This window comes from Blastococcus sp. SYSU DS0552, assembly GCF_054050815.1.
In genome coordinates this window covers 1-24,579 of sequence record NZ_JBJHAB010000009.1, presented here as the reverse complement: position 1 = coordinate 24,579, position 24,579 = coordinate 1, and the positions used below count along the sequence as shown (strand labels likewise).

Here is a 24,579-nt window from a genome sequence, read left to right as displayed (position 1 = left end):
GAAGCCGTTCGGGGTCAGCAGCGGCTCCGTCCGGCGGCGCTCAGCGCGGGAAGAGGTGCGCCCATGTCAGCGGTCACCTTCCCAGCCCCAGAGCGAAATCTGCTCCGTCGCTCGGTCGTAGAGGTCCCGGCCGAGAGGGTAGTCGAGCTCGAGCACGTGGCCCCATTCCCGCTGCGGGGCACCGACCAGCCGGCTCGGAACCTCCCGCGCCTGGGCCATGGACACCCCGGCGAAGCTGCCGCCCTGCTCGGGGAGGTAGGCGATCGACGCCAGATCGGCGTAGCCACCGGGGGCGGCGATCACGACGGTCGGCGTCTGCGCCAGGCCGTCGGCCACCACCGGGAAGTTCCCCACGCACGGCACGTGCCAAGCCAGCGGCCAGTCCGGCAACACCGGGCCCCGGCCGTCGAGGAAGGCCTGCAGGCTCTCCGCGGCGCGGACCCGCGGCCCGGTGACCGCGAGCCAGCCGCCGATGTCCGTGGTGGCGTCGACGGCCCGCACCCGCACCCGGTCGGCGCCGGCCGGGACGTCGGCCGCGGCGACGGACAACGGACGCCACGTGGGCTGGTCGCCACCCTGGCCGATCACCTGGGTGCCGAGCGGGGTGTTGCTCGATCCGTCACCGGACCGGCCGAACTCCAGCTCGACGAGGTTCCCGCCGCCGGTCCGCCCGGCTGCACTGACCGCCACGTCCTGGCCGTCGGCCAGTTCCGGCAGGCCGAACCAGGGGCTGACGAGCTCGCCGGTGGTCCGCTCGCCACGGTCCAGGCTGCCCCATGTGTAGGTCGCCGGCCCCGAGCCGGCACCGCCCGGCGGCGGGGACAGGTAGCCGGCGCCGGGGACGAATCCGCCGGCGGGCTCGTCCTCGGGCCCGCCGTCGTCCCGCACCGGCTCCAGCGGCCCGTCGGGGTCGTCGATCAGAACCTCGACCGCTTCGGGGATGCCGCATCCCCCGCCGGTCAGGGCCTCCAGGTTCGTGCCGGCCAACGAGTAGCTCCCGGCCTCGGCCTGCCGCAGCGGGGCGAGGCTGAACCCGGCCAGTAGCAGCACGACCGACGCTCCGGCGGCTGTGACGCAGACGAGCGCGGGCGCCGCCACCAGGACCGGCACCCCACCCGTGCCCGCCTTGCGCGCGCCCAGCCACAGCAGGCCCGCTCCGCCGGCCGCCACCAGGAGCCAGACCACCGGGTTGCCGAGCGGCCCGACCGGGCGGTCGGAGAAGGGCAGGCCGTACTCGTCGTAGAGCAGCCAGGCGTTGGCGCCGGAGAAGGCCAGCGCGGCGGCTAGCGCCAGGACACCCGCGCCGGCGAGCGCGGTCGCGACCGTGACGCGGTCGCGCGCCCGCACTCGGACGAGCTGCACCACCACCAGCGAGCCGAGGGTCAGGAACACCGCGCCTACCCCGGCGAGGGAGCCGAAGTGGTGGGACCACTTCGACGGGGTCACGAACAGCAGCACGAAGCCCAGCGCCATCGTGCCGGTGAGCAGGTGCGCCGATGGGAACGCGCGCAAGGCAGGCAGCCGGCGCACGAGCAGCGCGACGACGACGAGGAGCATCCCAATGGTCAGCAGCACCGCCAGGCGCTTGGTGGCCGTGCCCTGGATGCCCACCCCCATCAGGAAGCTGTAGCGCTCCATCTCCTGGTACCACTCCAGGTTGGGGCCGATCTGGGTGTGCAGCTCCGTGGCCTTGGCGACGCCGTGCCAGGACTGGTCGGCGAACATCACGACCAGTCCGGTGCTCGCCAGGCCCCCCAGCAGCGCCACGACGCCCACCGTCGTCCACCACGAGGGGCGCACCGCGGGATCGGCGGGCCGCAGCACCCGCCAGATGCGCGGGAACAGGGCGAGCACCGGCGCCAGGGCCAGTACACCGGACGGGGTGACCGAGGCGCAGATGCCCACGACCAGCGCCGCGGCACCGATGAGCAGCAGCGGACGGCGAGCCGTGGGGGCGGTCCCGCGCAGCAGGAGCGCCAGCACGGTGACCACGCCGAGCGCGACGAACGGCTCCGGTCGCAGCCCGAGGTTGAACGGCAGCCACCAGGCCAGGAAGAACACCGCCGCAAGCACCGATGCCAGGCGCCGCAGGGACGACCGCGGGACCACGACCGGCAGCACCCCTCTGCTGACGACGAACCACGCGAGGATGCCGATCAGGTAGCTGGGCAGGCGCAGCCACAGCGGGGCGGCGGAGACGGCGGCCAACGGCTGGACGACGTGCTGCACCAGCGTGAACGGCGCTTCCGCGGCGTTGAACCAGTGGTAGTAGTTGCCGATGTCCCCGCTCACCAGGCCGTTGCGGATGGTCATCAAGGCGTAGCCGTCGTCCGCGGTCTGCGGCGCGATCACCGCCCAGAGCGTGAGCGCGAGCACCACCGCGGCGTCGCAGCCCAGGACCAGCAGCCGGCCCCGCAGGGGCGTCGCAGGGCGGGTCCGCTCCGTGCCGGAGGGCCGCACGAGCCACCGCGACAGGAGCACCAGCGACAGCAGCCCCAGTGCGATCTGGGCACCGATCATCCCGAGCTTGAGCGCGCTCGGCACGCTCTCGAACCACGTGCGGGTGCGCGCGGTGACCGTCGTCCCCTCCGCGTCCTCGGGCGACAGATCGGTGGTGAACGCGGAGACCTCGGGAACCGGCTCGCTCCCCAGCACGGTCGGTGGGCCGTCCCCGACGGTGACGGTGGTGCCGGCGTCGTCGGAGGCGACCCGGACGTCGCAGTCGGCCCCGTCGGGCGTCGTGGAATGCACCACCCTCCCGTTGACCGCCACCCGCAGCCGCCCGGACTCCGTGTCGACCACCAGCCCCGACGCCGGGCCGTCGTCCCGGACCAGCGACGTCGCCAGCAGCGTCGTCCGGTCATCGGTGTCGAGCGCCGTCCGCACCGCCGCGCAGGGCACCTTGGCCTGCAGCTCGGCGGGGCGGTACGGCACGAACATCGCGGTGGTGGAGGTCGGTTGCTCACCCGCCGACGGCCAGCTCACCTCGGTGCGGTCGGCCACGACCGGCGCGAAGGGCACCGCCACGGCCAGGCCCATGCCCAGCAGACCGACCAGCAGCGCGGCGACGCCCCGCAGGCGTCCCCTCCGGCCGGACGGTGCGGGCGCAGCGGGACCCGGCCCGGCCTGCAAGAGCGTCGTCGACACGTGGCGCCTCTCGATTGCCCGGGGCCTCTGTGCCGCAGCGAGCTTGATGGTGCGTCTGAGCGGGGGGAGGGCGGCCGGGCGAGCGCGGGCTCGGTGGCGACCTGCCGGACCAGGCCCGGGACCACTCCCCGGGCACCGAGCGTAGCCCACATCGGCACCCCCTCCGAGGCGCCAGGGACGGCCGAGCGCTGGTGAGCGACACGTCTCGGAAGTGACTGGTGGGACGGACCGGTCCGGGTATGCGGCGGCTATCCTCGGCGCCGGGACGGAGCGCGCCGGGACCCGTGGCGCAGCACCCGGCGGCCCCTCCGGTCACCGTCGGGCGGGAGGACGGAGCGCCTGGTCACGTGCTCAGCGAGGAGGCGGCGACGCCGCGCCGCCGTGTCTCTCACCCGGCAGGGCCACGGTGACCTTCTCCGTCCTCGCCCGCGACCCGGGCTCCGGGGACCTCGGCGTCGCCGTCTCCTCCTGCATCCTCGCGGTGGGCCGGGCGGTGCCCAGCGCGCATCCGGGGCTGGGCGTGGTCGCCGCGCAGGCGCGCAGCCGCCGCGGTCTGGGACGGTCGCTGCTGAGCGGGCTGGCCGACGGCGGTGCGCCGGCCGCGCTCGTGCGCCGGGCGGCGCACAGCGCCGAGGACGCCGACCGGCAGATCGCTGTCCTCGATGCCACCGGCCGAGTGGCCGCCGACACCGGCCGGGGGTGCTTCCCGGTCAGCGGCCACCTGCTGGGCGACGGGTTCAGCGTGCAGGGCAACATGCTCGCCTCGGACGCCGTGCTCCCCGCGATGGCCGAGGCGTTCACGGCCGGCGGCGGGGACCTCGCCGACCGGCTCCTGGCCGCGCTCACCGCCGGGCAGGAGGCGGGGGGCGACCTGCGCGGCCGTCAGTCGGCCGCGCTGCTGGTGGTCAGCGGCGAGCACCCGTCCGACGACGACGACGGCGTGCGCATCGACCTGCGGGTCGACGACTCCGGCCACCCGGTGCGCCAGCTGCGCATGCTGCGCAACCTGCAGCGGGCCTACGACGAGCGGGACTACGAGTACCTCGCCCTGTTCGCACCGGAGGGCGCGCGCGACCTGTACGCCGCGCTCGCCGCCTCCGGGCGGGGCGACCGCGAGGCGGCCCGTCAGGCGCTGGAGGCGATGCGGGCCCGCCCCGACTGGTCGGCGTGGCTGAGCGCCATGGCCGGTGACGCGCGCCTGTCGGCGGTGTCCCGGCTGCTCGACTGACCGGGACCGACCGGCTCAGGGTGTCCGGCCGCATCCGCGCCAGCACGACGGGTGGATCTCCCGGGGTGCGTCCCCAGCCCTTTCCGTCCACGGCCCGGGGAACTCGTCCCGGCTCAGGTAGGCCAGGTCCGCGTCGTCGTGTGGTAGCGGGCGCCCCGCGCGGACCGGGCGCAGGAGGGTGCCGCCGGTGACGGAGACGACCGGCCCGAGCTCGAAATCCAGCAGCCCGCGGATGGCGGTCATGGGGTCGCGCATCCGCTCGACCGGACCCGGCGCCGCATCGGCGAAGGTTTGCCCCCAGCCGGCCCCACCCGCTGACCACCGGGGGCTGCCGTACTGGTCGACGAGGTCCAGCGGCCCCGTCCCGCTGTCCAGGCCGACGGTCGCCTTCGGACCGGTCCCGGTGCCGCTGACACACGACCGCATGTGGAAGGTGCCCGGAGGCGCCAGGGCAGCGCCTCCGCCGCGGCTCGAACCGCAGCGCGCCGTCCTCGAACTCGGTGTACCGGAGGTGGGCGGGCACGTCGTCGGAGGCGATGGCGGCCGACGACGCCCGGAAGGAGAGGATTCGCCGCCCGTCGAGGTCGACATCGAGGGGCTGGTCGAGCACCGGCTGCTCACCGAATCCGTCGTCGCCGTCGTCAGTCGTCCTCGGGCGCCGCCTCCGCGAGCACGACCAGCCGACGCAGGCAGTGCTCCCGCAGCGGCGCGGGGAACCCGTCCGCCAGCCGGTAGTACACGACGCGCCCCTGCTTCCGGTTCGTCACGAGACCCGCCGTGCGCAGCAGCCGCAGGGCGTAGCCGACGGCGTCCTCGTTGACCTCCAGGGCCAGGGCGAGGTCGCCGACGCAGAGCTCCTCCACCACGTCGAGCGCGAACAGCACCCGGGCTCGGGTGGGGTCGGCCATCAAGCTCAGCACGCTGGTCAGCCGGGCGGCCTCCTCCCGGCCGGGGAGCCGCGCGCGGGCATGGGCCGTCCGCTCGGGGTCGACCGGCTGGGCGTGCAGGGAGCCAGGCATCGGCGGGCACCTCCGCGGACGCCCTACCCGTACGGATCCACGGGCACGCCGCCGTCCCGGGCTCGCGGCCGGGCCCCGTCCGCGTTTGCCCGTACGACCGTACGGGCATGCGGACCGTCGCCTCGATCCCGCGACGCCGTCGTCCCGCACGTCAGCACCGGGGGATCACCGTGGGACGAGAGCGCAGCCGTCGCGGCGGCTGCGTGGACGACGCGCGCGGCTGCGCGCACGGGCGACGGAGAGACGGAGAGCGGATCCATGGCGACGAAGCGGAACCACGACGGCGACGAGCACGATCAGGGCGGCGGCATGTCCCACGAGACGAAGATGTACCTGCGCTTCGCGGCCATGATCAGCACGTCCATGGTGGTCATGTACTTCACCATGTTCGCCGGCACGTGGGAGTGGAGCCACGTCCGGTTCAGCGAGAGCCGCGTGTTCATGGCGCTCACCATGGGCGGGACCATGGGGCTGGTCATGCTCGCCTGGATGCTCTCCATGTACAAGAACGTGAAGGGCAACATCGCCATCGTGGCGGCGAGCCTCCTGCTGCTGGGCGGCGGGATCTTCCTCGACCGCAGCCAGGTCACCGTGGACGACGTCAACTGGATGAGCGCGATGATCCCGCACCACTCGCTGGCCATCACCCGCTCCGAGCGCGCCGAGATCACCGACGTCCGGGTGTGCCAGCTGGCCGTCGAGATCATCGAGGCCCAGGAGCGGGAGATCGCTGAGATGGAGTGGCTGATCCAGGACATCCAGGAGAACGGTGAGGCCGAGACCCTCGAGGAGGCGCAGGCCCGGCCCGTTCCGGAGTTCACCGGCTCCGCCCTGCGCGACTGCCCGACGGGCTGATCCGGGGGACGTTCTCCGCGTCGAGGACCCGCCGGTGAGGGCCCGGGCAGCCGGGCCCTCGCGGTGGCTACTTCAGCAGGCTCCGGGCGATCACCATGCGCTGCACCTGGTTGGTGCCCTCGTAGATCTGGGTGATCTTCGCGTCGCGCATCATGCGCTCGACCGGGAAGTCCTGGGTGTACCCGGCACCGCCGAAGAGCTGGACGGCGTCGGTGGTCACGTGCATGGCGACGTCGGAGGCGAACGCCTTGGCCGAGGCCGAGACGCGGGTGACGTCGGGCCGCCCCTGCTCCCCCGCGGCGGCGGCGACGTAGACCAGCTGCCGGGCGGCCTGGATCTTCATCTCCATGTCGGCGAGCATGAACTGCACGCCCTGGAACTCCCCGATGGCCTTGCCGAACTGCTTGCGCTCCTTGACGTAGGCCACGGAGGCGTCGAGCGCGCCCTGCGCGATGCCGACGGCCTGCGCGCCGATGGTCGGCCGGGTGAAGTCCAGCGTCCGCAGCGCGGTCTTGAACCCGGTGCCGGGCGCGCCGATGATCCGGTCGGCCGGGATGGTGCAGTCGGTGAAGTAGAGCTCGCAGGTGGGCGAGCCCTTGATGCCCATCTTCCGTTCCTTGGGGCCGACGGCGAAGCCCGGGTCGTCGCGGTGCACCGCGAAGGCGGAGATGCCGTTGGCACCCTTCTCCGGGTCGGTGACGGCCATGACCGTGTACCACTCGGAGATGCCGGAGTTGGTGATCCAGGCCTTGGTGCCGTTGAGCACCCAGGAGTTGCCGTCGAGGCGGGCGCGGGTCTTCATCGCGGCGGCGTCGGAGCCGGCCTCCCGCTCGGAGAGGCCGTAGCTGATCATCGCGTCACCCGAGGCGATCGAGGGCAGCACCTTCTGCTTCACGACCTCGGACCCGGACAGGATGATCGGCATCGAGCCGAGCTTGTTGACCGCGGGGATCAGCGAGGCGCTGACGTCGACCCGCGCGACCTCTTCGATCACGATGCAGGTCGCGATCGCGTCCGCGCCCTCGCCGCCGTACTCCTCGGGGATGTGGGTGGCGTGGAAGCCGGCGGCCGTCAGGGCTTTCTGCGCCTCGACGGGGTACCGGGAGTCGGCGTCCACCTCGGCCGCGTGCGGCGCGATCTCCCGCTCGGCGATGTCACGCACCGCCGACCGGATCGCCTCGTGCTCCTCGGTCAGTTCGTACAGACCGCCTCTGCTACTCACGGGTAGAGGATACGCCGACCGTCCACCGCGTCCGGCTCATGCGGTAGCCGCTCGCCGGGTGTCGCCGGCCATGACCGACGGGGCCCAGCCGTACAACGTGCGGGCGATCTCGAGCTTTCGGGCGCGCACCCGCTCTCCGGTCGCCGCCACGCCCACCGGCGACCGTTCCGGGCGGCCGAGGTCGTCGAGTTCGGGCGCGCCCGCCGGCAGCAGACGCCAGCCCGAGCCCGCCTCGAGCAGCGAACCGTGCTTGACGTCGTAGTAACCCGGGCGCACGGGGACGGCGACCCCGCGTGCACCCGCCCACGCGGCGACCAGGTGGGGGTGGAACCGGGTGCTGAACCAGCGCTGGTGCGGCCCGGCCGGAAAGCCCCGCTCAAGGACGTCGATCCAGGGCACGAAGTGCAGTTCCGGAACCAGGTGCCGCAGCCGGTCGAAGACGATCCGGTCCACCCGCGGGATGCACTCGACGATCGCCGTGCGTCCGGCCCTCACCCCCCAGTGCCGCAGGTGCCGGAGGCACTGATCGATCAGAGCGTCGATGTCCACCTCGAGCATGTCACCCTGCACGCACACCACAGCGTCGAAGTCGCGAGCCCGTTCGACATCGACCAGTGAATCCAGGTCCGCCAGCCACAGGTCGTCGCCGCTGTGGCTTGACGGGCGGTCGATCAACCGCGCGCTCACTTCGTCGCGCACGTCGACCACATCGACGTCGGCGAGCAGGTGTCGGACGAGCGAGGCGTTGCCGTCGCTCAGGGGCGCGAACCCCTGACCGGTGACCCCGGTGCGGGCCCCTCGACGCGCCGCCCAGTGGAGCGCTGCCAGGAGACCCAGGTGGCGCGGCCACACGTCGTTGATGTAGCCGCCTCCCACGACGTGAACGGTGGCAGCGCGGCCGAACAACCCCAGGCCTGGCAGCCAGCGCGGGGCCAGGCCGTGCTCGTCGAGCGCGGAGCCGACGAACTCGGCGACCTGCCATGGTGAGTCCGACGGGGCTTCCCAGCACAGCCGGTAGAGGGTGTCCACGCACCGGAGCCGAGGGTGCGCATCTGCCAGGAGAGCCTGCGCCCCTGACGGGTTGGCGCAATCGAGCCACACATCGGTGTCGGGATCACGCTCAGCGAGCAACCGCAGCCAGGTCCGAGTGATCAACTCGTCGCCCACATTGGGGTGACCGGCCGTACCGATGAGGTAGTGCATCCGCGAGGCCCTCCGTCCGCGGCAGCGCATCAGACCAGAGGCGCCGCCTGTCCCCGGACAGGAAACCACGCCACAGCGTCAGGTCACGAACTCGTGCGGGACGGCCCGGACCCGTCCGCGACCAATCGGTGCTGCAGTGTCCGGTCGCGGGCGACGACCGTCTCGGCGAGATCGGCCTGGAACCGCTCGACCCGGCTGCGCAGCTCCTCGTCGCCCGCGGCCAGGATGCGCACCGCCAGCAGCCCGGCGTTGCGGCCGCCCCCGATGCCGACGGTCGCCACCGGCACGCCGGCCGGCATCTGCACGATCGACAGGAGGCTGTCCAGCCCGTCGAGCCGGTCCAGCGGGCGGGGCACGCCGATGACCGGCAACGGCGTGGCCGCGGCCACCATCCCCGGCAGGTGCGCCGCGCCCCCGGCGCCGGCGACGATCACCCGCAGCCCGCGGCCGGCGGCCTGCTCGGCGTAGTCGAGCATCCGCCGGGGCGTGCGGTGCGCGGAGAGCACGTGGGCCTCCCACGGGACGTCGAACTCCGCGAGCGCCTCGGCGGCCGGCTGCATCATCGGCCAGTCCGAGTCGCTGCCCATCACGATGCCGACGACGGGGTCGCTCATACCCTGCTCCTCAGTGCTCGTGGTCGTGCGCGAAGGCGAAGGCCGGGTCGACGACGCCGTCGGCGAGGTAGCGGGCGGCCGCCACCGCTCGCGCCCGCACCTCCTCGAGGTCGGCCCCGAGGGCGGTCACGTGGCCGAGCTTGCGGCCCGGCCGCTGGGTCTTGCCGTACCAGTGCAGCTTCACGTCGGGCCAGTGCGCCATGAGGTGGTGGATCCGCTCGTCCAGCGCCGGCCCCGACCAGCCCTCCGCCGCGGCGGCACCGCCGAGCACGTTGGCCATCACCGCGACCGGGGCGACCATCTGCGTCGAGCCCAGCGGGTAGTCCAGGACGGCGCGCAGGTGCTGCTCGAACTGGCTGGTGCGGGCGCCCTCGATGGTCCAGTGCCCCGAGTTGTGCGGGCGCATGGCCAGCTCGTTGACCAGGACCCCCTCGGCGGTCTCGAACAGCTCGACCGCGAGCATGCCGACGACGCCCAGCCGGTCGGCGATGCGGACGGCCAGCTCCTGCGCCGCGGTGGCCAGCGCGGCGGAGAGCCCGGGGGCGGGGGCGTACACCTCGGCGCAGACGCCGTCGCGCTGCACGGTCTCGACCACCGGCCACACCGCGACCTGGCCGAACGGCGAGCGGGCCACCTGTGCCGACAGCTCACGCACCATGGCCACCCGCTGCTCCGCCAGCAGGGTGCCGTGCCGCTCGACGAGCTCCGCGGCGGCCCCGGCGTCGCCGACGACGAACACGCCCTTGCCGTCGTAGCCACCACGGGGGGTCTTGAGCACGACCGGCCAACCGTGCGCCTCGGCAAAAGCGGCGACGTCGGCCGCCGCGCGGACCTCCGCCCAGGCCGGCTGCGGCTCCCCCGCAGCGGCCAGCGCTCGGCGGAGCACGAGCTTGTCCTGCGCGTGCACCAGGGCCTCCGGACCGGGGGCCACGCGGGTGCCCTCCGCCACCAGGGCGTGCAGGTGCTCGGTGGGCACGTGCTCGTGGTCGAAGGTGACCACCGTGGCCCCGTCGGCCAGCGCCCGCAGATCCGCCAGGTCGCGGTGGTCGCCGATCCGGACGTCCGCGGTCACCAGCGCGGCGGACTCCCCCGGGTCTGCGGCCAGCACACGCAGCGACTGGCCCAGCGCGACGGCGGCCTGGTGCGTCATGCGCGCCAGCTGTCCACCCCCGACCATCGCCACGAGGGGCAGTCGGGTGCGTGGGTCCAGAGGAGCGGCCATCGGGGCAGAGGCTAGCGACACCGGGCCGGTCAGCCCTCGGTGGCCTCCAGGACGGCCTCCCGGATCCGCTCGCCGGCCTGGTCGGCCACGGCCGGGACCGGATGGACGCCGTCCTCGCTCGCCCCGTCGACGTAGGCCCCGTCCTGCCGGACCTCCGTCCACGGGTCCACGTAGGTCCACCCCGAGCGTCCGGCCAGCTCCTCCAAACGGTGGTTGTGCTCGACGGCCTGCGCCGGCAGAGAGTTCAGTGGGGGCACGGCGGCGAGGATGACCTCGTCGATGCCGACAGCCTCGACGATCTCTCGCAGGTTCCGTTCGCTCACGTCCCAGGGCACGGAGGCGTGGAGGTCATTGGTCCCGCCCATCAGCACCAGGACATCCGCCTGGTAGGCGGTCACCCCTTCCCGCATGTCCTCGATCGTCGCGCCTGGCGTGGCCCAGCCCCCGAGGAACGTCAACGGCTCACCGACCGCGGCGGGCACCCAGGACCTGGGTGCGTCGACGTCCGATCCGCGGAGCGCCTCCTCGATGCCTGCGGTGATGGAGTCACCGACGACCACGAAGGTCCGGTCGTGGGAGGGGGCGGCACTCGCCTCCTGCCCTCCCTGCTCCGCCTGCCCTCCCTGCCCCGCCGGCTCCCCTTCCCGCGCCTGCCTCTCCGGCGCGCTGGACGCCCCGCACCCCGCCAGCCAGGACGCGGCCAGGAGCATGGCGAGCAAGCGGCGGAGCTGCGCGTGGCGGGGGGAAGGCACCGCCCAATCGTGCCTCACCCCGTCGACGACCGATCCGCAGGACAGGGCGGGTCGCCCGAAGCCCGGATAGTTCAGCCGGCCAGGCGGGAGCCGTTCCTGCCGGCGATCACCTCGAGCCGGGTCGGGATGCGGGTGCGCAGCTCCTCCAGGTGGCTGATGACGCCCACCGTGCGTCCGCCCCGGCGGAGCTCGTCCAGGACCGTCATCACCGCGTCCAGGGCCTGCGCATCGAGGGTGCCGAACCCCTCGTCCACGAACAGGGTGTCGATCCGGACGCCGCCGGTCTCCGCGGTGACGACGTCGGCCAGCCCCAGCGCCAGCGCCAGCGATGCCATGAAGCTCTCCCCGCCCGAGAGTGTCTTCGTGGGGCGGCGGGCGCCGGTGTACTCGTCGAACACGTCCAGCCCCAGACCACCGCGGGCGCCGTGTCGCCCCTGCGCGTCGCTGTGCAGGAACGTGTACCGACCCCCCGACATGTCCAGCAGCCGCCGGCTGGCCACCTCGGCCACCTGCTCGAGGCGCGCGGCGAGCACGAACGACTGCAGTCGCATCTTTCGTGTGTTCGCCCCCCGGCCGTGGGCTAGGTCGGCCAGCCCGGTGACCTGGTCGGCCCAGGCGCGCAGCTCGGCCAGGGTCAGCTCCGCCGCGGTCACCTTCCCGACCAGGTCGTCGAGCGCACTGGTGCAGCGGCGCGCCTGCTCGAGCGTGGCCACGGCCTCCTCCCGCCGGCGGGTGCCTCCCGCGCAGCGGTCCTCGAGCGCGGCGAGATCGGGCCGGTCGGGGAGGTCGGCGAGCTCCGGGGCGGCCAGCTGGGCGCGCAGCACGGCGACGCGCTGGTCGTGCTCGTCGAGCTGCCGATCCAGCTGCGCCAGACGGCCCGCGCCGGCGAGGGCGGCCGCCGCGGCCTGGACGTCGCGGAAACCTGCGGCCCCGGCGCGCTCCTCCGCCGTCCGGCGGGCCGACTCGGCCTCGGCGCGGGCACGCAGCTTCTCGACCTCGGCGGCCACCACCGCCTCGCACGCCTCCGCGGCGGCCGACAGCCGGGCAACCCGGGCGGCCAGGTCTGCGTCGCCGCCGCGGGCTGCGTCCAGCCGGCTGCCGAGCTCGGCGAGGCCGGTCGTCAGCGCGTCGCGCTCGGCGGTGCGGGCCCGGAGCTCCTCGCGGTCGACGGCGAGCCGCCCGGCCGCCTCCTCGCGCTGGTCGAGGAGCCGCTGGAGGCGCGCCTCGGCCGGCGGGAGCCCGGCGGCCAGCCCGGCCGCGACGCGCTCGGCCGCCGCCAGTTCCGCGACGCGCGCGGCCTGCTCGTCCACCGGCAGTTCCCCGGCCCGCGCCCGCAGGCCGGCGAGCTCGCGCTCGACGGCCTCCAGCCGGCCGGCGGCCCCGGTGAACGCGGCCTCGGCTGCATCGGCGAGCGCCCGCGCGGCGTCCTCGTCGGCCGCGGTGACCCGTTCGCCGCCCAGCTCCGCCGGCCGAGGGTGCTCGGTGGAGCCGCAGACCGGGCAGTCGGCGCCGTCGATGAGCCCGGCGGCGAGCTCGGCGGCCATCCCGTCCAGCCGCCGGGCGCGCAGGTCCAGCCACCGTTCCCGGGCGTCGGCGCGGGCGTCCCGCGCCCGGGCGACGTCCTCGCGCAGCGACCGCAGCGTGCGGTCCAGCTCCCCGGCCGCTCGTCCCGCGGCGAGAGCCGCCTCCGCGGACTCCAGGGCGGCGCGCAGGCCCGGCAGCTCCGCGGCGGCCGACCGTGCCGCTCCCACCTCCTGCTCCTGCTCGGCCAGCAGCCCCGGCAGCGCGGCGACGGCCTCCTCTCCCGCGCGGCACCGGTCGGCCAGCTCGCGGGCCTGCCGGTCGAGCGCGGCGATCGACCGCTCCAGGGCGCGGGCGCGCTCCACCTCGGGCAGCAGTGAGCGCGCCTCGGCGGCCTGGTCGCGCAGCTCGCGCGCGACCACACCGTCGGCGCGGCGGCCCCCGGCGACCGGCTGCCAGGCCGCCACGGCGCCGGCCAGGTCGTCCGCGGCCCGCTCTGCCGCCCGCCCGGCCGAACGGGCCGCGGCGAGCACGTCGCGCAACGGCTCGGCCCGGCGGGCGGCGTCGCGCTCGGCCCGCAGCGGCGCGAGCTCCGGCTCCCGCCGCTCCAGCGCCGCGAGCTCCGCGGTGGCCTGGTCGCGCCGGTCGTGCCGTCCCGCCAGCGCGCGGGCGGCCGTCAGCTCGGCGTCCGCGGTGGCCGTCTCGGCGGCGGCCGCATCGGCCCGCGCGGTGGCCGTCGCCAGGCGCCCGGCCGCGGTGGCCCGCACCTCCGCCACCCAGCGCAGCACTCCCCCGCCCGCCCCCGCGCCCACCAGCTCCGGGGCGAGCTCCTCGGGCACCTCGACGTCGGCGATCTGGGCGACCCGGTCGAGCAGCGTGCCCAGCTGGTAGCGCGCGTCTTCGGTGCGTGCGCGGGCCGCCGCACGCTCCTCTGCCAGCCACTCCTCGGCCCGGGCGAAGCGGTCGACGTCGAACAGCGTGCGCAGCAGCTCGGTGCGGTGCTCCGGCTCCGCGCGCAGGAACCGCGCGAAGTCGCCCTGCGGGAGCAGCACCACCTGGCAGAACTGGTGCACGTCGAGCCCGAGCCGCGTGCGCAGGTGCTCGGACCCCTCGTCGATGCGCGTGCTGACCGGCTCCCACCCGCCGTCGGTGAGCCGGGAGACCACCAGCTTGGCCTGCTCGGTCGCCCAGCCCTCGCCGCGCTTCTTGGGCCGCTGCTGCTCCGGCCGCCGGACGACGCGCAACCGCTCGTCGCCGAGGGTCAGCTCGCAGCTGACCTCGGTCCGCGTGACGGCATCCGCGTGGTCGCTGCGCAGCCGCTTCTCCTCGCCGCGCGCGCCCGGGACGCGGCCGTAGAGGGCGAACACGACGGCGTCCAGCAGCGTGGTCTTGCCCGCCCCGGTCGGACCCCACAGCAGGAACAGCCCGTCGCGCCCCACCTCATCGAGGTCGACCTCGACGGTGCCGGCGAAGGGCCCGAAGGCGGTCAGCGACAGCCGGTGCAGCCTCATCGGGCGGCGTCCTCGCGGTCGGCGGCCCCGAGCGCCCGCGACAGCAGCTCACGTTCGGCCGCGCCGGCCGGCACGCCCCGCACCGCGCTGACGAACTCGTCGGCGATCTCCAGCGCGCTACGCCCGCGCATCCGCTCCTGGTAGCTGCCGCGCTCGATCACCGCGCCGGCACCGGTCCAGTCCAGGTGCACGCAGTGCGGGAACCGGGTCTGCAGGCGGCGCATGGGGTCCGCGGGTCGCGTCGGGTCGGTCAGCCGAGCGGAGACGAAGTGCTGCCCGGCCGGCTCGTGCGCCGGCTCGGCCAGCAGCTCCTCGAGCGTGCCGGTGAGCACGCTGAGCGGCCGCGCGGTGGGCAGCGGGACCGCCCGGACGCCGGCCAGCCCGCCTGCGTCGAGCTCGACCAGCCAGGCCTGCTTCTGCTGCCCGGCCTCGCCGAAGGAGTAGGCCAGCGGCGAGCCGCTGTAACGCACCCGCGGGCTGAGCGTCTGCGGGCGGTGCAGGTGGCCGAGCGCGACGTAGTCGACGCCGTCGAAGACCGACGCCGGCACCAGGTCGACGCCGCCGACGCAGATGTCCCGCTCGCTGTCGCTCGCCACGCCGCCACCGACGAAGGCGTGCGCGAGCACCACCGAGCGCGCCCCCGGCCGGAGGAAGAGATCGGCGCGCACGCGGTCCATCGCCTCCCGCAGCACCGCCTCGTGCCCACGGGCGCCGGGGACGCCGAGCTCGTGCCGGGCCACCTCGGGCTCCAGGTAGGGGATGCCGTAGATCGCGACCTCGCCATGCTCGTCGGCCAGCAGCACCGGTTCGTCGAGCCGCGGGGTCGCCGCTCGGACGTGCAGGCCCGCGGCGCTGAGTAGACCGGAGAAGGTGCCCAGCCGGCGAGCGGAGTCGTGGTTGCCGGGGGTGAGCACCACGCGGGCCCCGGTGGCCAGCAGCCGGCCGACGACCCGGTCGAGCACGGCGGTGGCGTCGGCCGAGGGCACCGCCCGGTCGTAGACGTCACCGGCGACGACGACGACGTCGACGCCTTCGTACGCGACCACCGTGGCCAGCTCGCTCAGGACCTCTTCCTGCTCGGCGAGCAGATCGGTGCCGTGCAGGGTGCGGCCGATGTGCCAGTCGGAGGTGTGCAGCAGCCGCATAGCCGCAGAAGGTAGGGAGGGGGTACGACAGAACCGCCGAGGCGCGCCGTGACGGACCCGTCACATCCGGTGGACGTCAGAGGATCTCGGTGGAGCGCCACCCCTCCGGCGGCGGCCACCCCTCCTCGCCGCGGACGTAACCGGCGTTCTCCCGGGCCCGGCGCTCCGCGTCCTCCTCGATCATGACGTTGAGCAGCTGCTGCACCCCGTCGCTGTCGGGGATCTGCCGCAGCACGGTGGGGCCGCCGTCGCCGGCGGTCTCGATGGTGAGCGTGCCGGAGCGGACGATCCGCTCCCAGAGCGTCTGCCGGTACGACACGTCCGTGATCCGCGACAGCCCGAGGTCGCGGCCGCGGCGGGCGAGGATCCCCTCGCGGAACAGCAGCCGGTGGGTGGTCACCACGTAGTGCGTCGTCCGCCACCGCAGCAGGGGGACGACGACGAGCCACACGAGGAGCAGGACGGCGAGGCCCACGATCGCCAGCCGGTAGATGCCCTGCTGGCGCCCCGGGGGGATCAGGGCGGCGCCGAAGGACGCGCCCCCGATGACGAGCAGGAAGACCACGACCGGCCAGAAGATCGTCAGCCAGTGCGGGTGCAGGTGGCGCACGACCTCTTCGTCGTCGGCGAGGAGCTTGTCGGGGTAGGCCACCGTGCCAGGATGGCCGACCCGCGCCCCGACGTCACGTAGCCGCCGGTCAGTGCTGCGCCGCGTGCCGGACTCGGTCCGCCGTCTCCGGCGCGTCGCTCCGCGGAACGGGCAGGGGCATGGGCGCGAGAGGGGGAACGGGGTCGGCCATGTCATCGGCGACGCCGGAACGCGTCAGCGCGTACTGGCCGGCCCCTCCGTCGACCGTGGCACCGGCGCGCGGCAGCAGCGGCTGCTCCCCCGGCGGCGGGGTCGCAGGCGCTGCCGGGGACGTGCCGCCCGGGCTAGTGATGCCCTGACGCGTCCCCAGCCAGCGCGCCGGCCCGCGCCCACGCAGCCACAGACGCGAGGGCTCCTCGACGAACCTGTACATCAGGTGCGCCAGCAGCAGGGTGCCCACCAGCACGTGCGGAATCAGGAAAGTGCCGATCGCACTGCCCGGCGCCAACGCCGACTCCCAGCCCATCGCGGTCCAGAAGATCTCGAAGACCGGGACGTGCACCAGGTAGAGGCTGAAGGAGATGCGGCCGCCGTGCACCATCGCGTCGGTCGACAGCGCCCGCGACAGACCACGCCGGGACAGGGCGAGCGAACCGACCAGCACCGGGAAGGCGAGGACCACGACGCCGCCGTACTCCGCTTCGCCCTGACCACGCCAGAACCCCCACCACAGGCCTACGAGGATCTCCACCAGGGCCAAGGCCGCGACCACGGCCGCGATCCCCTCGGCGCGGGGGGTGATGCGGATCTTCCGCACCGCCAGACACGTCAGCGCACCCGAGAGGAAGCCTGCGCCGATCCGGGCGGCCCAGCTCCAGTCGTAGTACGGGTTGCCCGTGCGATAGCAGACGTAGGCCATGGGGACCATGCAACCGATGGCGAGCAGGCCGGCGATCCACGCCGGGAGGCGGCGGAGCCGCCAGAGCACCAGCACGACGAGGGGGAACGCCACATAGGCCAGCCACTCGGCGCTGATCGACCACGCAGGCCCGACCCACGACGCCCCGGCGAAGTGCGGCTGGTCCCAGAGCTGAACCATCGCCAGCTGGGTGAGCCAGCTGGACACGCTGACCTCGGGCTGGACCCCCTGCCAGACGAGGAATCCGTCGGTCACCCGGGTGCTCTTGTAGATGATCCAGCCGCCGAAGAGCGTGGTGACCAGGGCGTACACCGGCCAGATCCGGCAGATGCGCGCCCACCAGAACAGGATCGCGCCGCGGGCGCTCGGTCGACGACCCAGCTTGTCGAGGTACGTCAACGTGATGACGAAGCCGCTGAGCACGTAGAAGAGGTCCACGCCGAGCGCGCCGGTCTGCACCACGGGGCGCAGCGGCTCCCAGAAGCGGGTGTAGGCATCACCCGGAGTGAACATGAAGTGGAAGACGACCACCCACGCGGCAGCCACGATGCGCAGCCCGGTGAGCGGCCGGATCTCTCCGGACAGGGTGGCGGGTGCTTCGACGGTCGAGGTCACGAAATTCCCCAGCGTTGCGGCGGAGTCGGAGTCGGCTCCGCGGTGGGGGGAAACTACCGTGGCGGACCGGTCCGCCGGGGCCGACGCGCGATGCGTGACGCCTCGCCCGCGCCTCCAGTCACACCCGTCCCTCACGACTCCTGCGGACGTGTCGGACGTCGCCGCTCGCGAGCTCGACCTGCCCCTCGGCGGTGTCCAGGACCAGCCGGCCGTCCCAGTCGATCGCACGGGCGGTGCCGACCATCACGGACCCGTCCGGCATCGTCACCTCGACCGTGCTGCCCACCGTCGACGACCACGACAGGTAGTCGCGGGCGAGACCCGAGACGACCGGGTCACCCAGCGCATCGCGCCAGCCCAGGTAGCGCCGCTCGACGGCCCGCAGGAAGCCCAGCAGCACCGGGCCGCGGTCCACGGTCGCGCCGGTGACGACCGACAGCGACGTACCCGTTCCAGGGAGCTCAGCCTCCGACGTCGACACGTTCAGCCCCACGCCGACGACGACCCCGGACGGCTGCCCTGCTCCACCGACCGACTCGGCCAGGATGCCCGCCAGCTTGCGCCCGTCCCGGGCGAGCAGGTCGTTGGGCCACTTCACGGTCGAGAGCACGCCGGCCACCTCCCGCACCGACTCCGCCAGCGCCACCCCGGTCAGCAGCGGCAGCCAGCCACGGCGGGCGGCGGGCACGTCCGGGCGGAGGAGGAAGGAGACGGTCAGGCCGGCGCGCGGCGGCGACGTCCACACCCGGTCGAGCCGCCCGCGGCCGGTGACCTGGTGCTCGGCCACGAGCACGGTGCCCTCGGGGGCGCCGTCCGCGGCCGCGGCGGCCAGCGCGGCATTGGTCGAACCGATCTCGTCGACCACCTCGACCGAGCGCCACAGGGCGGTGTCGCGGGTCAGGGCGGCCTGCAGCGCGGAGGCGTCGAGCGCGGGACGCTCGAGGTCCGACCAGCGCGAGGAAGGTGTGTCGGGCACGGAGGAGACGGTAGCCACGCGCCGCCGCGGGGTGCGCGCTCGCACCGTGGGCGGGACTCCGGAAGGAAGGGGACGAGCGGCTCCCCTACGCTACGGATCCCGTGGCCCCGCATGCGCGGCCACGCCCCGTGCACAGCAGCGCCGCCACGGCGGCCGACGAGCGCCAGCGAGGAGAACGAGGACGCGTGAGTGCCGCCGAACTGGAGAGCGCCGGGGAGCAGGTCCCCGACGACGTCGACATCCACACGACCGCCGGGAAGCTCGCTGACTTCGAGCGCCGGGTGCAGGAGGCCGTCCACGCGGGCTCCGAGCGCGCGGTCGAGAAGCAGCACGCGGCCGGCAAGATGACCGCCCGCGAGCGGATCGAGGCGCTGCTGGACCCGGGCTCGTTCACCGAGTTCGACGAGTTCGCCCGGCACCGGTCGACGAACTTCGGGATGGCCGACAAGCGCCCCTTCGGCGACGGCGTCGTCACCGGGTACGGCACCGTCGACGGCCGCCCGGTGGCGATCTTCTCCCAGGACGTCACGGTCTTCGGCGGCAGCCTCGGCGAGGTCTACGGCGAGAAGATCGTCAAGGTGCAGGACTTCGCCATCAAGAACGGCTGCCCGGTCATCGGCATCAACGAGGGCGGGGGCGCCCGCATCCAGGAGGGCGTGGTCTCCCTCGGCCTCTACGGCGAGATCTTCCAGCGGAACGTGCACGCCTCCGGCGTGATCCCGCAGATCTCGCTGGTCATGGGCCCGGCCGCGGGTGGGCACGTCTACTCCCCCGCGCTCACCGACTTCGTCGTCATGGTCGACAAGACCAGCCAGATGTTCATCACCGGCCCCGACGTGGTGAAGACGGTCACCGGTGAGGACGTCACGCTCGAGGAGCTCGGCGGCGCCCGCACGCACAACACGAAGTCCGGCGTCGCGCACTACCTGGCCGAGGACGAGAACGATGCGCTCGACTACGTCAAGGCGCTGCTGTCCTACCTGCCGAGCAACAACCTCGACCCGCTGCCGGCCGTCGAGATGGCGCCGGTCGAGACCGTCCTCCCGGACGCGCTGACCGACGAGGACCGGGAGCTCGACACCTTCATCCCCGACTCGGCGAACACCCCCTACGACATGCACGCGGTCATCGAGCACGTGCTCGACGACGGTGAGTTCCTCGAGGTGCAGCCGCTGTTCGCGCCGAACATCCTCATCGGCTTCGGCCGGGTCGAGGGCCGACCGGTCGGCGTCGTGGCCAACCAGCCCACCCAGTTCGCCGGCACGCTGGACATCGATGCCAGCGAGAAGGCCGCGCGGTTCGTGCGCACCTGCGACGCCTTCAACATCCCGGTGCTCACCTTCGTCGACGTGCCGGGCTTCCTCCCGGGCACGTCGCAGGAGTGGGAGGGCATCATCCGCCGCGGCGCCAAGCTGATCTACGCGTACGCGGAGGCCACCGTCCCGAAGGTCACGGTCATCACCCGCAAGGCCTACGGCGGCGCCTACGACGTCATGGGCTCCAAGCACCTGGGCGCCGACGTGAACCTGGCGTGGCCCACCGCGCAGATCGCCGTGGTCGGGGCGCAGGGCGCGGTCGGGATCCTCTACCGCAAGGAGCTCGCGACCGCCGAGGACCCCGACGCCCGCCGCGCCGAGCTCATCGCGGAGTACGAGGACACGCTCGCCAACCCCTACATCGCCGCCGACCGCGGGTACGTGGACGCCGTGATCCCGCCGTCGCACACCCGCGTCCAGGTGACGAAGGCGCTACGGGTGCTGGCCAACAAGCGCCAGACGCTGCCGCCCAAGAAGCACGGGAACATCCCGCTGTGAAGGCGACCGATGAGGGCGGCCCCCTGCAGGGTGCCCGCCGCGAGCCTGCGAGTGGTGGGGAGCAGGGAGTCCTTCCTCCGCTGCTGCGCGTCGTCAAGGGTGAGCCGACGCCTGCCGAACTCGCCGCCCTCACCGTTGTGGTGGCCGCCCTCTCACAGCGCCGCACCCGCCGCCGGCCTCCCGCGCCGGTCGGCGCGTGGGCGTCCTACGGGCGCACCCACCGCCGTCCGCTGCAGGCCGGCCCCGGTGGGTGGCGCGCGGCCGGGAGCCCGGCATGAGCGCCGACCGCAGGCTGGTCCTGGGCTCGGCCTCACCGGCCCGGCTGTCGCTGCTGCGCCAGGCCGGCCTCGCCCCCGAGGTCGTCGTCAGCGAGGTGGACGAGTCGGCGCACTCCGCCCCCCGGGTCGCCGAGACCGTCGCCCTGCTGGCCGCGGCCAAGGCGGCCGACGTCGCCAAGCGGGAGACCGACGCACTGGTGATCGGCGCGGACTCGCTGCTGGAGTTCGCCGGGAGGCCGCAGGGCAAGCCGGCCGACGCCGCCGAGGCCCGCGACCGCTGGCGGCGGATGGCCGGGCGTTCCGGCGTCCTGCACACCGGTCAGGCCCTGTTCGACGTCCGGGACGGGTCCGTGGTGAGCCGGGACATCGCGGTGGCCTCCACCGTCGTCTACTTCGCCGACCCGACCCCGCCGGAGGTGGAGGCCTACCTGGCCACCGGTGAGCCGCTCGCGGTGGCCGGCGCGTTCACCCTCGACGGGCTCGGCGCGCCCTTCGTCCGCCGGGTGGAGGGCGACCCGGCGGCCGTCGTGGGGCTGTCGCTGACGGTGCTGCGCACCCAGCTGGGCAAGCGGGGGCTGACCATCACCGACCTCTGGCGACGTTGATCGTCGGGCCGCGTGTGACAGGTGTGAAGGGATGGCACTCCCGGATGGCGATCACCGACGGCGACAGGTACCCATGGTGAGCATGAGTGCGCACCGGGTGATCGTTCATGTCGGTACACCGAAGTCCGGCACGACCTACCTGCAGGACCTGCTCTGGAACTCCCGGGCGGCCCTGGCCGACGCCGGGGTCCTCTACCCGGGCGACGCGCCCGAGGCGCACTTCCACGCCACGCTGGACCTGAAGCAGGAGGGCTTCAACGGCTGGGTCGACCCCGCGCTGGACGGGGCCTGGAACCGGCTGGTCGAGGCCGCGCGGGCGCACGAGGGCACCACGGTCATCTCCCACGAGCTCTTCGGCGACCTGCCCCCGGAGGCGATCGCGCGGGTCCACGCCGACCTCTCCTTCGCCGAGGTGCACGTGGTCGTCACCGCTCGCGACCTGTCCCGGCAGCTGCCCGCCGTCTGGCAGGAGGACGTCAAGAACCGGCACTACCTGCCCTTCGACGAGTGGCTCGCCACCGTGGGGTCCGGGGCCTGGAGCGACACCTGGTACGGCCGGGCGCTGTGGCTCCGCCAGGACCTCCCGGCGCTCGTGGAGCGGTGGGGGGCGGAGCTCCCGGCCACCCAGGTGCACCTGGTCACCGTCCCGCCGCGGGGGGCCGACCCCGCCACCCTGTGGCAGCGCTTCGCCCAGGTGGTCGGCGTCGACCCTGCCCTCGCCACCCCGCCGGACGGACGGCGCAACAAGTCGCTGGGCCGGGCGGAGGCCGAGCTCCTCCGCCGGCTCAACGAGCGGCTGGACTACGGCATCGACTGGCCGACCTACGCCGCCCGCATCACCCACCACGTGGCCGTCGACGTCCTGGCCGAGCGCCCGTCGTCCGGCTCGCTGACCGTGCCCGCGAGCGCCCGGCCGTGGGTGGTCGCCCGCGCCGCCGCGATGGTGGACGAGCTGCTCGCAGCCGGCTGCCAGGTGGTCGGGGAGCTCGACGAGCTCCGGGTGCCCCCGGCGGGGCCCGCCGAGGCGCCGGCACCCACGGCCGAGGAGATCCTCGATGCCGCCCTGGACGCGATCGTCGCGCTCATCCCCACGCACTCGGCGCCCGAGCCGGAGACCACCGACGCCGCGCCGGACCCGGGCGAGGAGGACGCCGCGGCACTCCCGGAGACGGCCCCGGACACCACCGCGCCCGCCCCGGCCGCGGGCCCGGAGTCCGCCGAGCCGGTGGATCCCCCGGTGGCCGCGGCCGTCGCCCCCGACGCGGACGACGCACAGCAGGACCCGGTCCGACGGCGGGTGCGGCAGCGAACGCAGCGGATGGTGCGCTTGACGCGCCGCCTCGCCGGGTCGCTCACCGCGAGCTGACCGGTACCGGTACCGGACGTCTGCAGCCCTGCCGCGGAGGCGACGCGGCCTGCTGGCTACAGTCCGAGCCGTCCGAACGAGAGGGAGAACACCGGTGCAGAAGGTTCTCATCGCCAACCGTGGCGAGATCGCGGTCCGCGTGGCCCGCGCCTGCAAGGACGCGGGTCTCACCAGCGTCGCGGTCTACGCCGAGCCCGACCGCGACGCGCTGCACGTACGCGTCGCCGACGAGGCCTTCGCGCTCGGCGGCACCACCCCGGGCGACTCCTACCTGGTGATCGAGAAGATCCTCGACGCGGCCCGGCAGTCCGGGGCCGACGCGATCCACCCCGGCTACGGCTTCCTCTCCGAGAACGCCGACTTCGCCCAGGCCGTCCTCGACGCGGGGCTGACCTGGATCGGCCCGTCGCCGCAGGCGATCGTCGACCTCGGCGACAAGGTCGCCGCCCGGCACATCGCCACCAAGGCCGGCGCCCCGCTGGTGCCCGGGACCAAGGACCCGGTCGGGGGCGCCGACGAGGTCGTGGCCTTCGCGCAAGCGCACGGTCTCCCGGTCGCCATCAAGGCGGCCTTCGGTGGCGGTGGCCGCGGGCTGAAGGTCGCCCGCACGATGGAGGAGATCCCGGAGCTGTTCGACTCGGCGGTTCGCGAGGCGGTCGCCGCCTTCGGCCGCGGCGAGTGCTTCGTCGAGCGATTCCTGGACAAGCCGCGGCACGTCGAGGCGCAGGTGCTCGCCGACACCCACGGCAACGTGATCGTCGTCGGCACCCGCGACTGCTCGCTGCAGCGGCGCAACCAGAAGCTGGTCGAGGAGGCGCCCGCGCCGTTCCTCACCGACGACCAGCGCGCCCGCATCCACTCCTCGGCGAAGGCGATCTGCAAGGAGGCCGGCTACCACGGCGCCGGCACCGTCGAGTACCTCGTGGGCGTCGACGGCTCGATCTCCTTCCTCGAGGTCAACACCCGCCTGCAGGTGGAGCACCCGGTCTCCGAGGAGACCAGCGGCATCGACCTGGTGCGCCAGCAGTTCCGCATCGCCGAGGGCCTGCCGCTGGAGATCACCGAGGACCCCGAGCCGCGGGGTCACAGCATCGAGTTCCGGATCAACGCCGAGGACGCCGGCCGCAACTTCATGCCGGCCCCGGGCCCGGTGAACCGGCTGGAGATCCCGCAGGGCCCCGGTGTGCGCTGGGACTCCGGCGTCGAGGCCGGCGGCGAGGTCGCCGGCGCGTTCGACTCGATGCTGGCCAAGCTGATCGTCACCGGCGCCACCCGCGAGGAGGCCCTGCAGCGGGCCCGCCGCGCGCTGGACGAGCTGGTGGTCGAGGGCATGCCCACGGTCATCCCGTTCCACCGGGCCGTGGTGCGCGACAAGGCGTTCACCAGCGAGCCGTTCACGGTGCACACCCGCTGGATCGAGACCGAGTGGGACAACCAGGTCCCGCCCTACGACGCCGTCCCGGCCGGGCAGGACGAGGAGGCGCCGCGGCAGACCGTCGTGGTGGAGGTCGGCGGCCGCCGCCTCGAGGTCTCCCTGCCCGCCGGGCTCGCCGCCGGCGGTGGCGGCGCGGCGCCCGGCGCGGCGGCCAAGCCCCGCAAGCGCGGCGGCGGGGGCGGCGGTGCCGCGGCCTCCGGTGACTCCCTCACCTCGCCGATGCAGGGCACCATCGTCAAGGTCGCCGTCGAGGACGGCGCCACCGTCGAGGCCGGTGACCTGGTCGTCGTCCTCGAGGCGATGAAGATGGAGCAGCCGATCACGGCGCACAAGGCCGGCACGATCTCCGGCCTGGCGGCCGAGGTCGGCGCCTCGGTCACCAGCGGCGCGGTCATCTGCACCATCGCCGACGCCGAGTAGGACCGCGCGTCGGGGGGGGGGGGGGGGGGGGGGGGGGGGGGGGGGGGGGGGGGGGGGGGGGGGGGGGGGGGGGGGGGCGGGGGGGGGGGGGGCGCGGGCGCGGGCGGGGGCCGCGCCCCCCCC

At 74.2% G+C, this 24,579-nt stretch carries 20 protein-coding genes; 7 read left to right on the top strand and 13 right to left on the bottom strand.

Going from position 1 to position 24,579, the window contains the following annotated elements; genetic code table 11:
- Window positions 1-66: 66 nt before the first annotated feature.
- Window positions 67-3,147, bottom strand: a complete 3,081-nt coding sequence (locus ACI8AG_RS10895; protein WP_456597061.1) for an arabinosyltransferase domain-containing protein — start codon at window positions 3,145-3,147, stop codon at window positions 67-69.
- A gap of 406 nt (window positions 3,148-3,553) precedes the next feature.
- Between ACI8AG_RS10895 and ACI8AG_RS10890 the strand changes: the two genes are divergently transcribed.
- A complete protein-coding gene (locus ACI8AG_RS10890; protein WP_456597060.1) occupies window positions 3,554-4,375 on the top strand; it encodes a DUF1028 domain-containing protein in 822 nt (273 codons plus the stop codon).
- A 15-nt stretch (window positions 4,376-4,390) separates the two neighbouring features.
- On the opposite strand, the gene ACI8AG_RS10885 is transcribed toward ACI8AG_RS10890, so the two are convergent.
- Both ACI8AG_RS10885 and ACI8AG_RS10880 read right to left on the bottom strand, forming a co-directional pair.
- A complete protein-coding gene (locus ACI8AG_RS10885; protein WP_456597059.1) occupies window positions 4,391-4,801 on the bottom strand; it encodes a hypothetical protein in 411 nt (136 codons plus the stop codon).
- 215 nt (window positions 4,802-5,016) lie between these two features.
- On the bottom strand, window positions 5,017-5,394 hold the full coding sequence (locus ACI8AG_RS10880; protein ID WP_456597058.1) for an ArsR/SmtB family transcription factor: 378 nt from the start codon (window positions 5,392-5,394) through the stop codon (window positions 5,017-5,019).
- A gap of 258 nt (window positions 5,395-5,652) precedes the next feature.
- Between ACI8AG_RS10880 and ACI8AG_RS10875 the strand changes: the two genes are divergently transcribed.
- Window positions 5,653-6,249 carry a DUF305 domain-containing protein gene (locus tag ACI8AG_RS10875; protein WP_456597057.1) on the top strand — a complete coding sequence of 199 codons (597 nt, stop codon included), beginning with the start codon at window positions 5,653-5,655 and terminating at the stop codon, window positions 6,247-6,249.
- Window positions 6,250-6,316: 67 nt separating this feature from the next.
- Here the strand turns inward: ACI8AG_RS10875 and ACI8AG_RS10870 are convergent, their stop codons facing one another.
- The 10 genes from ACI8AG_RS10870 to ACI8AG_RS10825 form a co-directional block, all read right to left on the bottom strand.
- Complete coding sequence (locus ACI8AG_RS10870; RefSeq protein WP_456597056.1) at window positions 6,317-7,471, bottom strand: acyl-CoA dehydrogenase family protein; 1,155 nt, start codon at window positions 7,469-7,471, stop codon at window positions 6,317-6,319.
- A gap of 36 nt (window positions 7,472-7,507) precedes the next feature.
- A complete protein-coding gene (locus tag ACI8AG_RS10865; RefSeq protein ID WP_456597055.1) occupies window positions 7,508-8,674 on the bottom strand; it encodes a polysaccharide pyruvyl transferase family protein in 1,167 nt (388 codons plus the stop codon).
- Window positions 8,675-8,757: 83 nt separating this feature from the next.
- A complete protein-coding gene (gene purE / locus ACI8AG_RS10860) occupies window positions 8,758-9,288 on the bottom strand; it encodes a 5-(carboxyamino)imidazole ribonucleotide mutase (RefSeq protein ID WP_456597054.1) in 531 nt (176 codons plus the stop codon).
- A 10-nt stretch (window positions 9,289-9,298) separates the two neighbouring features.
- Entirely contained in the window at window positions 9,299-10,510 is a 1,212-nt protein-coding gene (locus ACI8AG_RS10855; protein ID WP_456597053.1) for a 5-(carboxyamino)imidazole ribonucleotide synthase, read from the bottom strand.
- 29 nt (window positions 10,511-10,539) lie between these two features.
- On the bottom strand, window positions 10,540-11,262 hold the full coding sequence (locus tag ACI8AG_RS10850; protein WP_456597052.1) for an SGNH/GDSL hydrolase family protein: 723 nt from the start codon (window positions 11,260-11,262) through the stop codon (window positions 10,540-10,542).
- 71 nt (window positions 11,263-11,333) lie between these two features.
- Window positions 11,334-14,294: an AAA family ATPase gene (locus tag ACI8AG_RS10845; RefSeq protein ID WP_456597051.1), complete on the bottom strand. Its 2,961-nt coding sequence runs from the start codon at window positions 14,292-14,294 to the stop codon at window positions 11,334-11,336.
- Window positions 14,291-15,439 (bottom strand): exonuclease SbcCD subunit D, encoded by a 1,149-nt coding sequence (locus tag ACI8AG_RS10840; protein WP_456597050.1) that lies wholly within the window; start codon window positions 15,437-15,439, stop codon window positions 14,291-14,293. Before ACI8AG_RS10840 ends, ACI8AG_RS10845 begins: the two co-directional genes overlap by 4 nt.
- Window positions 15,440-15,515: 76 nt before the next feature.
- Complete coding sequence (locus ACI8AG_RS10835) at window positions 15,516-16,091, bottom strand: PH domain-containing protein (protein ID WP_456597049.1); 576 nt, start codon at window positions 16,089-16,091, stop codon at window positions 15,516-15,518.
- A gap of 46 nt (window positions 16,092-16,137) precedes the next feature.
- Window positions 16,138-17,562: an acyltransferase family protein gene (locus ACI8AG_RS10830; protein ID WP_456597048.1), complete on the bottom strand. Its 1,425-nt coding sequence runs from the start codon at window positions 17,560-17,562 to the stop codon at window positions 16,138-16,140.
- 118 nt (window positions 17,563-17,680) lie between these two features.
- Complete coding sequence (locus tag ACI8AG_RS10825) at window positions 17,681-18,538, bottom strand: biotin--[acetyl-CoA-carboxylase] ligase (RefSeq protein WP_456597047.1); 858 nt, start codon at window positions 18,536-18,538, stop codon at window positions 17,681-17,683.
- A gap of 185 nt (window positions 18,539-18,723) precedes the next feature.
- Between ACI8AG_RS10825 and ACI8AG_RS10820 the strand changes: the two genes are divergently transcribed.
- The 5 genes from ACI8AG_RS10820 (at window position 18,724) to ACI8AG_RS10800 (ending at window position 24,456) form a co-directional block, all read left to right on the top strand.
- Complete coding sequence (locus ACI8AG_RS10820; protein WP_456597046.1) at window positions 18,724-20,352, top strand: acyl-CoA carboxylase subunit beta; 1,629 nt, start codon at window positions 18,724-18,726, stop codon at window positions 20,350-20,352.
- On the top strand, window positions 20,349-20,630 hold the full coding sequence (locus ACI8AG_RS10815) for an acyl-CoA carboxylase subunit epsilon (RefSeq protein ID WP_456591145.1): 282 nt from the start codon (window positions 20,349-20,351) through the stop codon (window positions 20,628-20,630). The genes ACI8AG_RS10820 and ACI8AG_RS10815 overlap by 4 nt, the downstream gene beginning before the upstream one ends.
- Window positions 20,627-21,235: a Maf family protein gene (locus ACI8AG_RS10810; protein ID WP_456591146.1), complete on the top strand. Its 609-nt coding sequence runs from the start codon at window positions 20,627-20,629 to the stop codon at window positions 21,233-21,235. Before ACI8AG_RS10815 ends, ACI8AG_RS10810 begins: the two co-directional genes overlap by 4 nt.
- An 82-nt stretch (window positions 21,236-21,317) precedes the next feature.
- Complete coding sequence (locus ACI8AG_RS10805; RefSeq protein WP_456597045.1) at window positions 21,318-22,601, top strand: hypothetical protein; 1,284 nt, start codon at window positions 21,318-21,320, stop codon at window positions 22,599-22,601.
- Between the two features lie 94 nt (window positions 22,602-22,695).
- Window positions 22,696-24,456, top strand: a complete 1,761-nt coding sequence (locus tag ACI8AG_RS10800; protein ID WP_456597044.1) for an acetyl/propionyl/methylcrotonyl-CoA carboxylase subunit alpha — start codon at window positions 22,696-22,698, stop codon at window positions 24,454-24,456.
- Window positions 24,457-24,579: the final 123 nt, after the last annotated feature.

What these genes read in the sequence shown, in the direction of transcription:
- ACI8AG_RS10885 (WP_456597059.1), bottom strand. Translation starts at nt 4,801, where the DNA reads ATGCGGTCGTGTGTCAGCGGCACCGGGACCGGTCCGAAGGCGACCGTC.
- ACI8AG_RS10840 (WP_456597050.1), bottom strand. Translation starts at nt 15,439, where the DNA reads ATGCGGCTGCTGCACACCTCCGACTGGCACATCGGCCGCACCCTGCAC.
- ACI8AG_RS10845 (WP_456597051.1), bottom strand. Translation starts at nt 14,294, where the DNA reads ATGAGGCTGCACCGGCTGTCGCTGACCGCCTTCGGGCCCTTCGCCGGC.
- ACI8AG_RS10880 (WP_456597058.1), bottom strand. Translation starts at nt 5,394, where the DNA reads ATGCCTGGCTCCCTGCACGCCCAGCCGGTCGACCCCGAGCGGACGGCC.
- purE (WP_456597054.1), bottom strand. Translation starts at nt 9,288, where the DNA reads ATGAGCGACCCCGTCGTCGGCATCGTGATGGGCAGCGACTCGGACTGG.
- ACI8AG_RS10875 (WP_456597057.1), top strand. Translation starts at nt 5,653, where the DNA reads ATGGCGACGAAGCGGAACCACGACGGCGACGAGCACGATCAGGGCGGC.
- ACI8AG_RS10805 (WP_456597045.1), top strand. Translation starts at nt 21,318, where the DNA reads ATGAGTGCGCACCGGGTGATCGTTCATGTCGGTACACCGAAGTCCGGC.
- ACI8AG_RS10855 (WP_456597053.1), bottom strand. Translation starts at nt 10,510, where the DNA reads ATGGCCGCTCCTCTGGACCCACGCACCCGACTGCCCCTCGTGGCGATG.
- ACI8AG_RS10810 (WP_456591146.1), top strand. Translation starts at nt 20,627, where the DNA reads ATGAGCGCCGACCGCAGGCTGGTCCTGGGCTCGGCCTCACCGGCCCGG.
- ACI8AG_RS10865 (WP_456597055.1), bottom strand. Translation starts at nt 8,674, where the DNA reads ATGCACTACCTCATCGGTACGGCCGGTCACCCCAATGTGGGCGACGAG.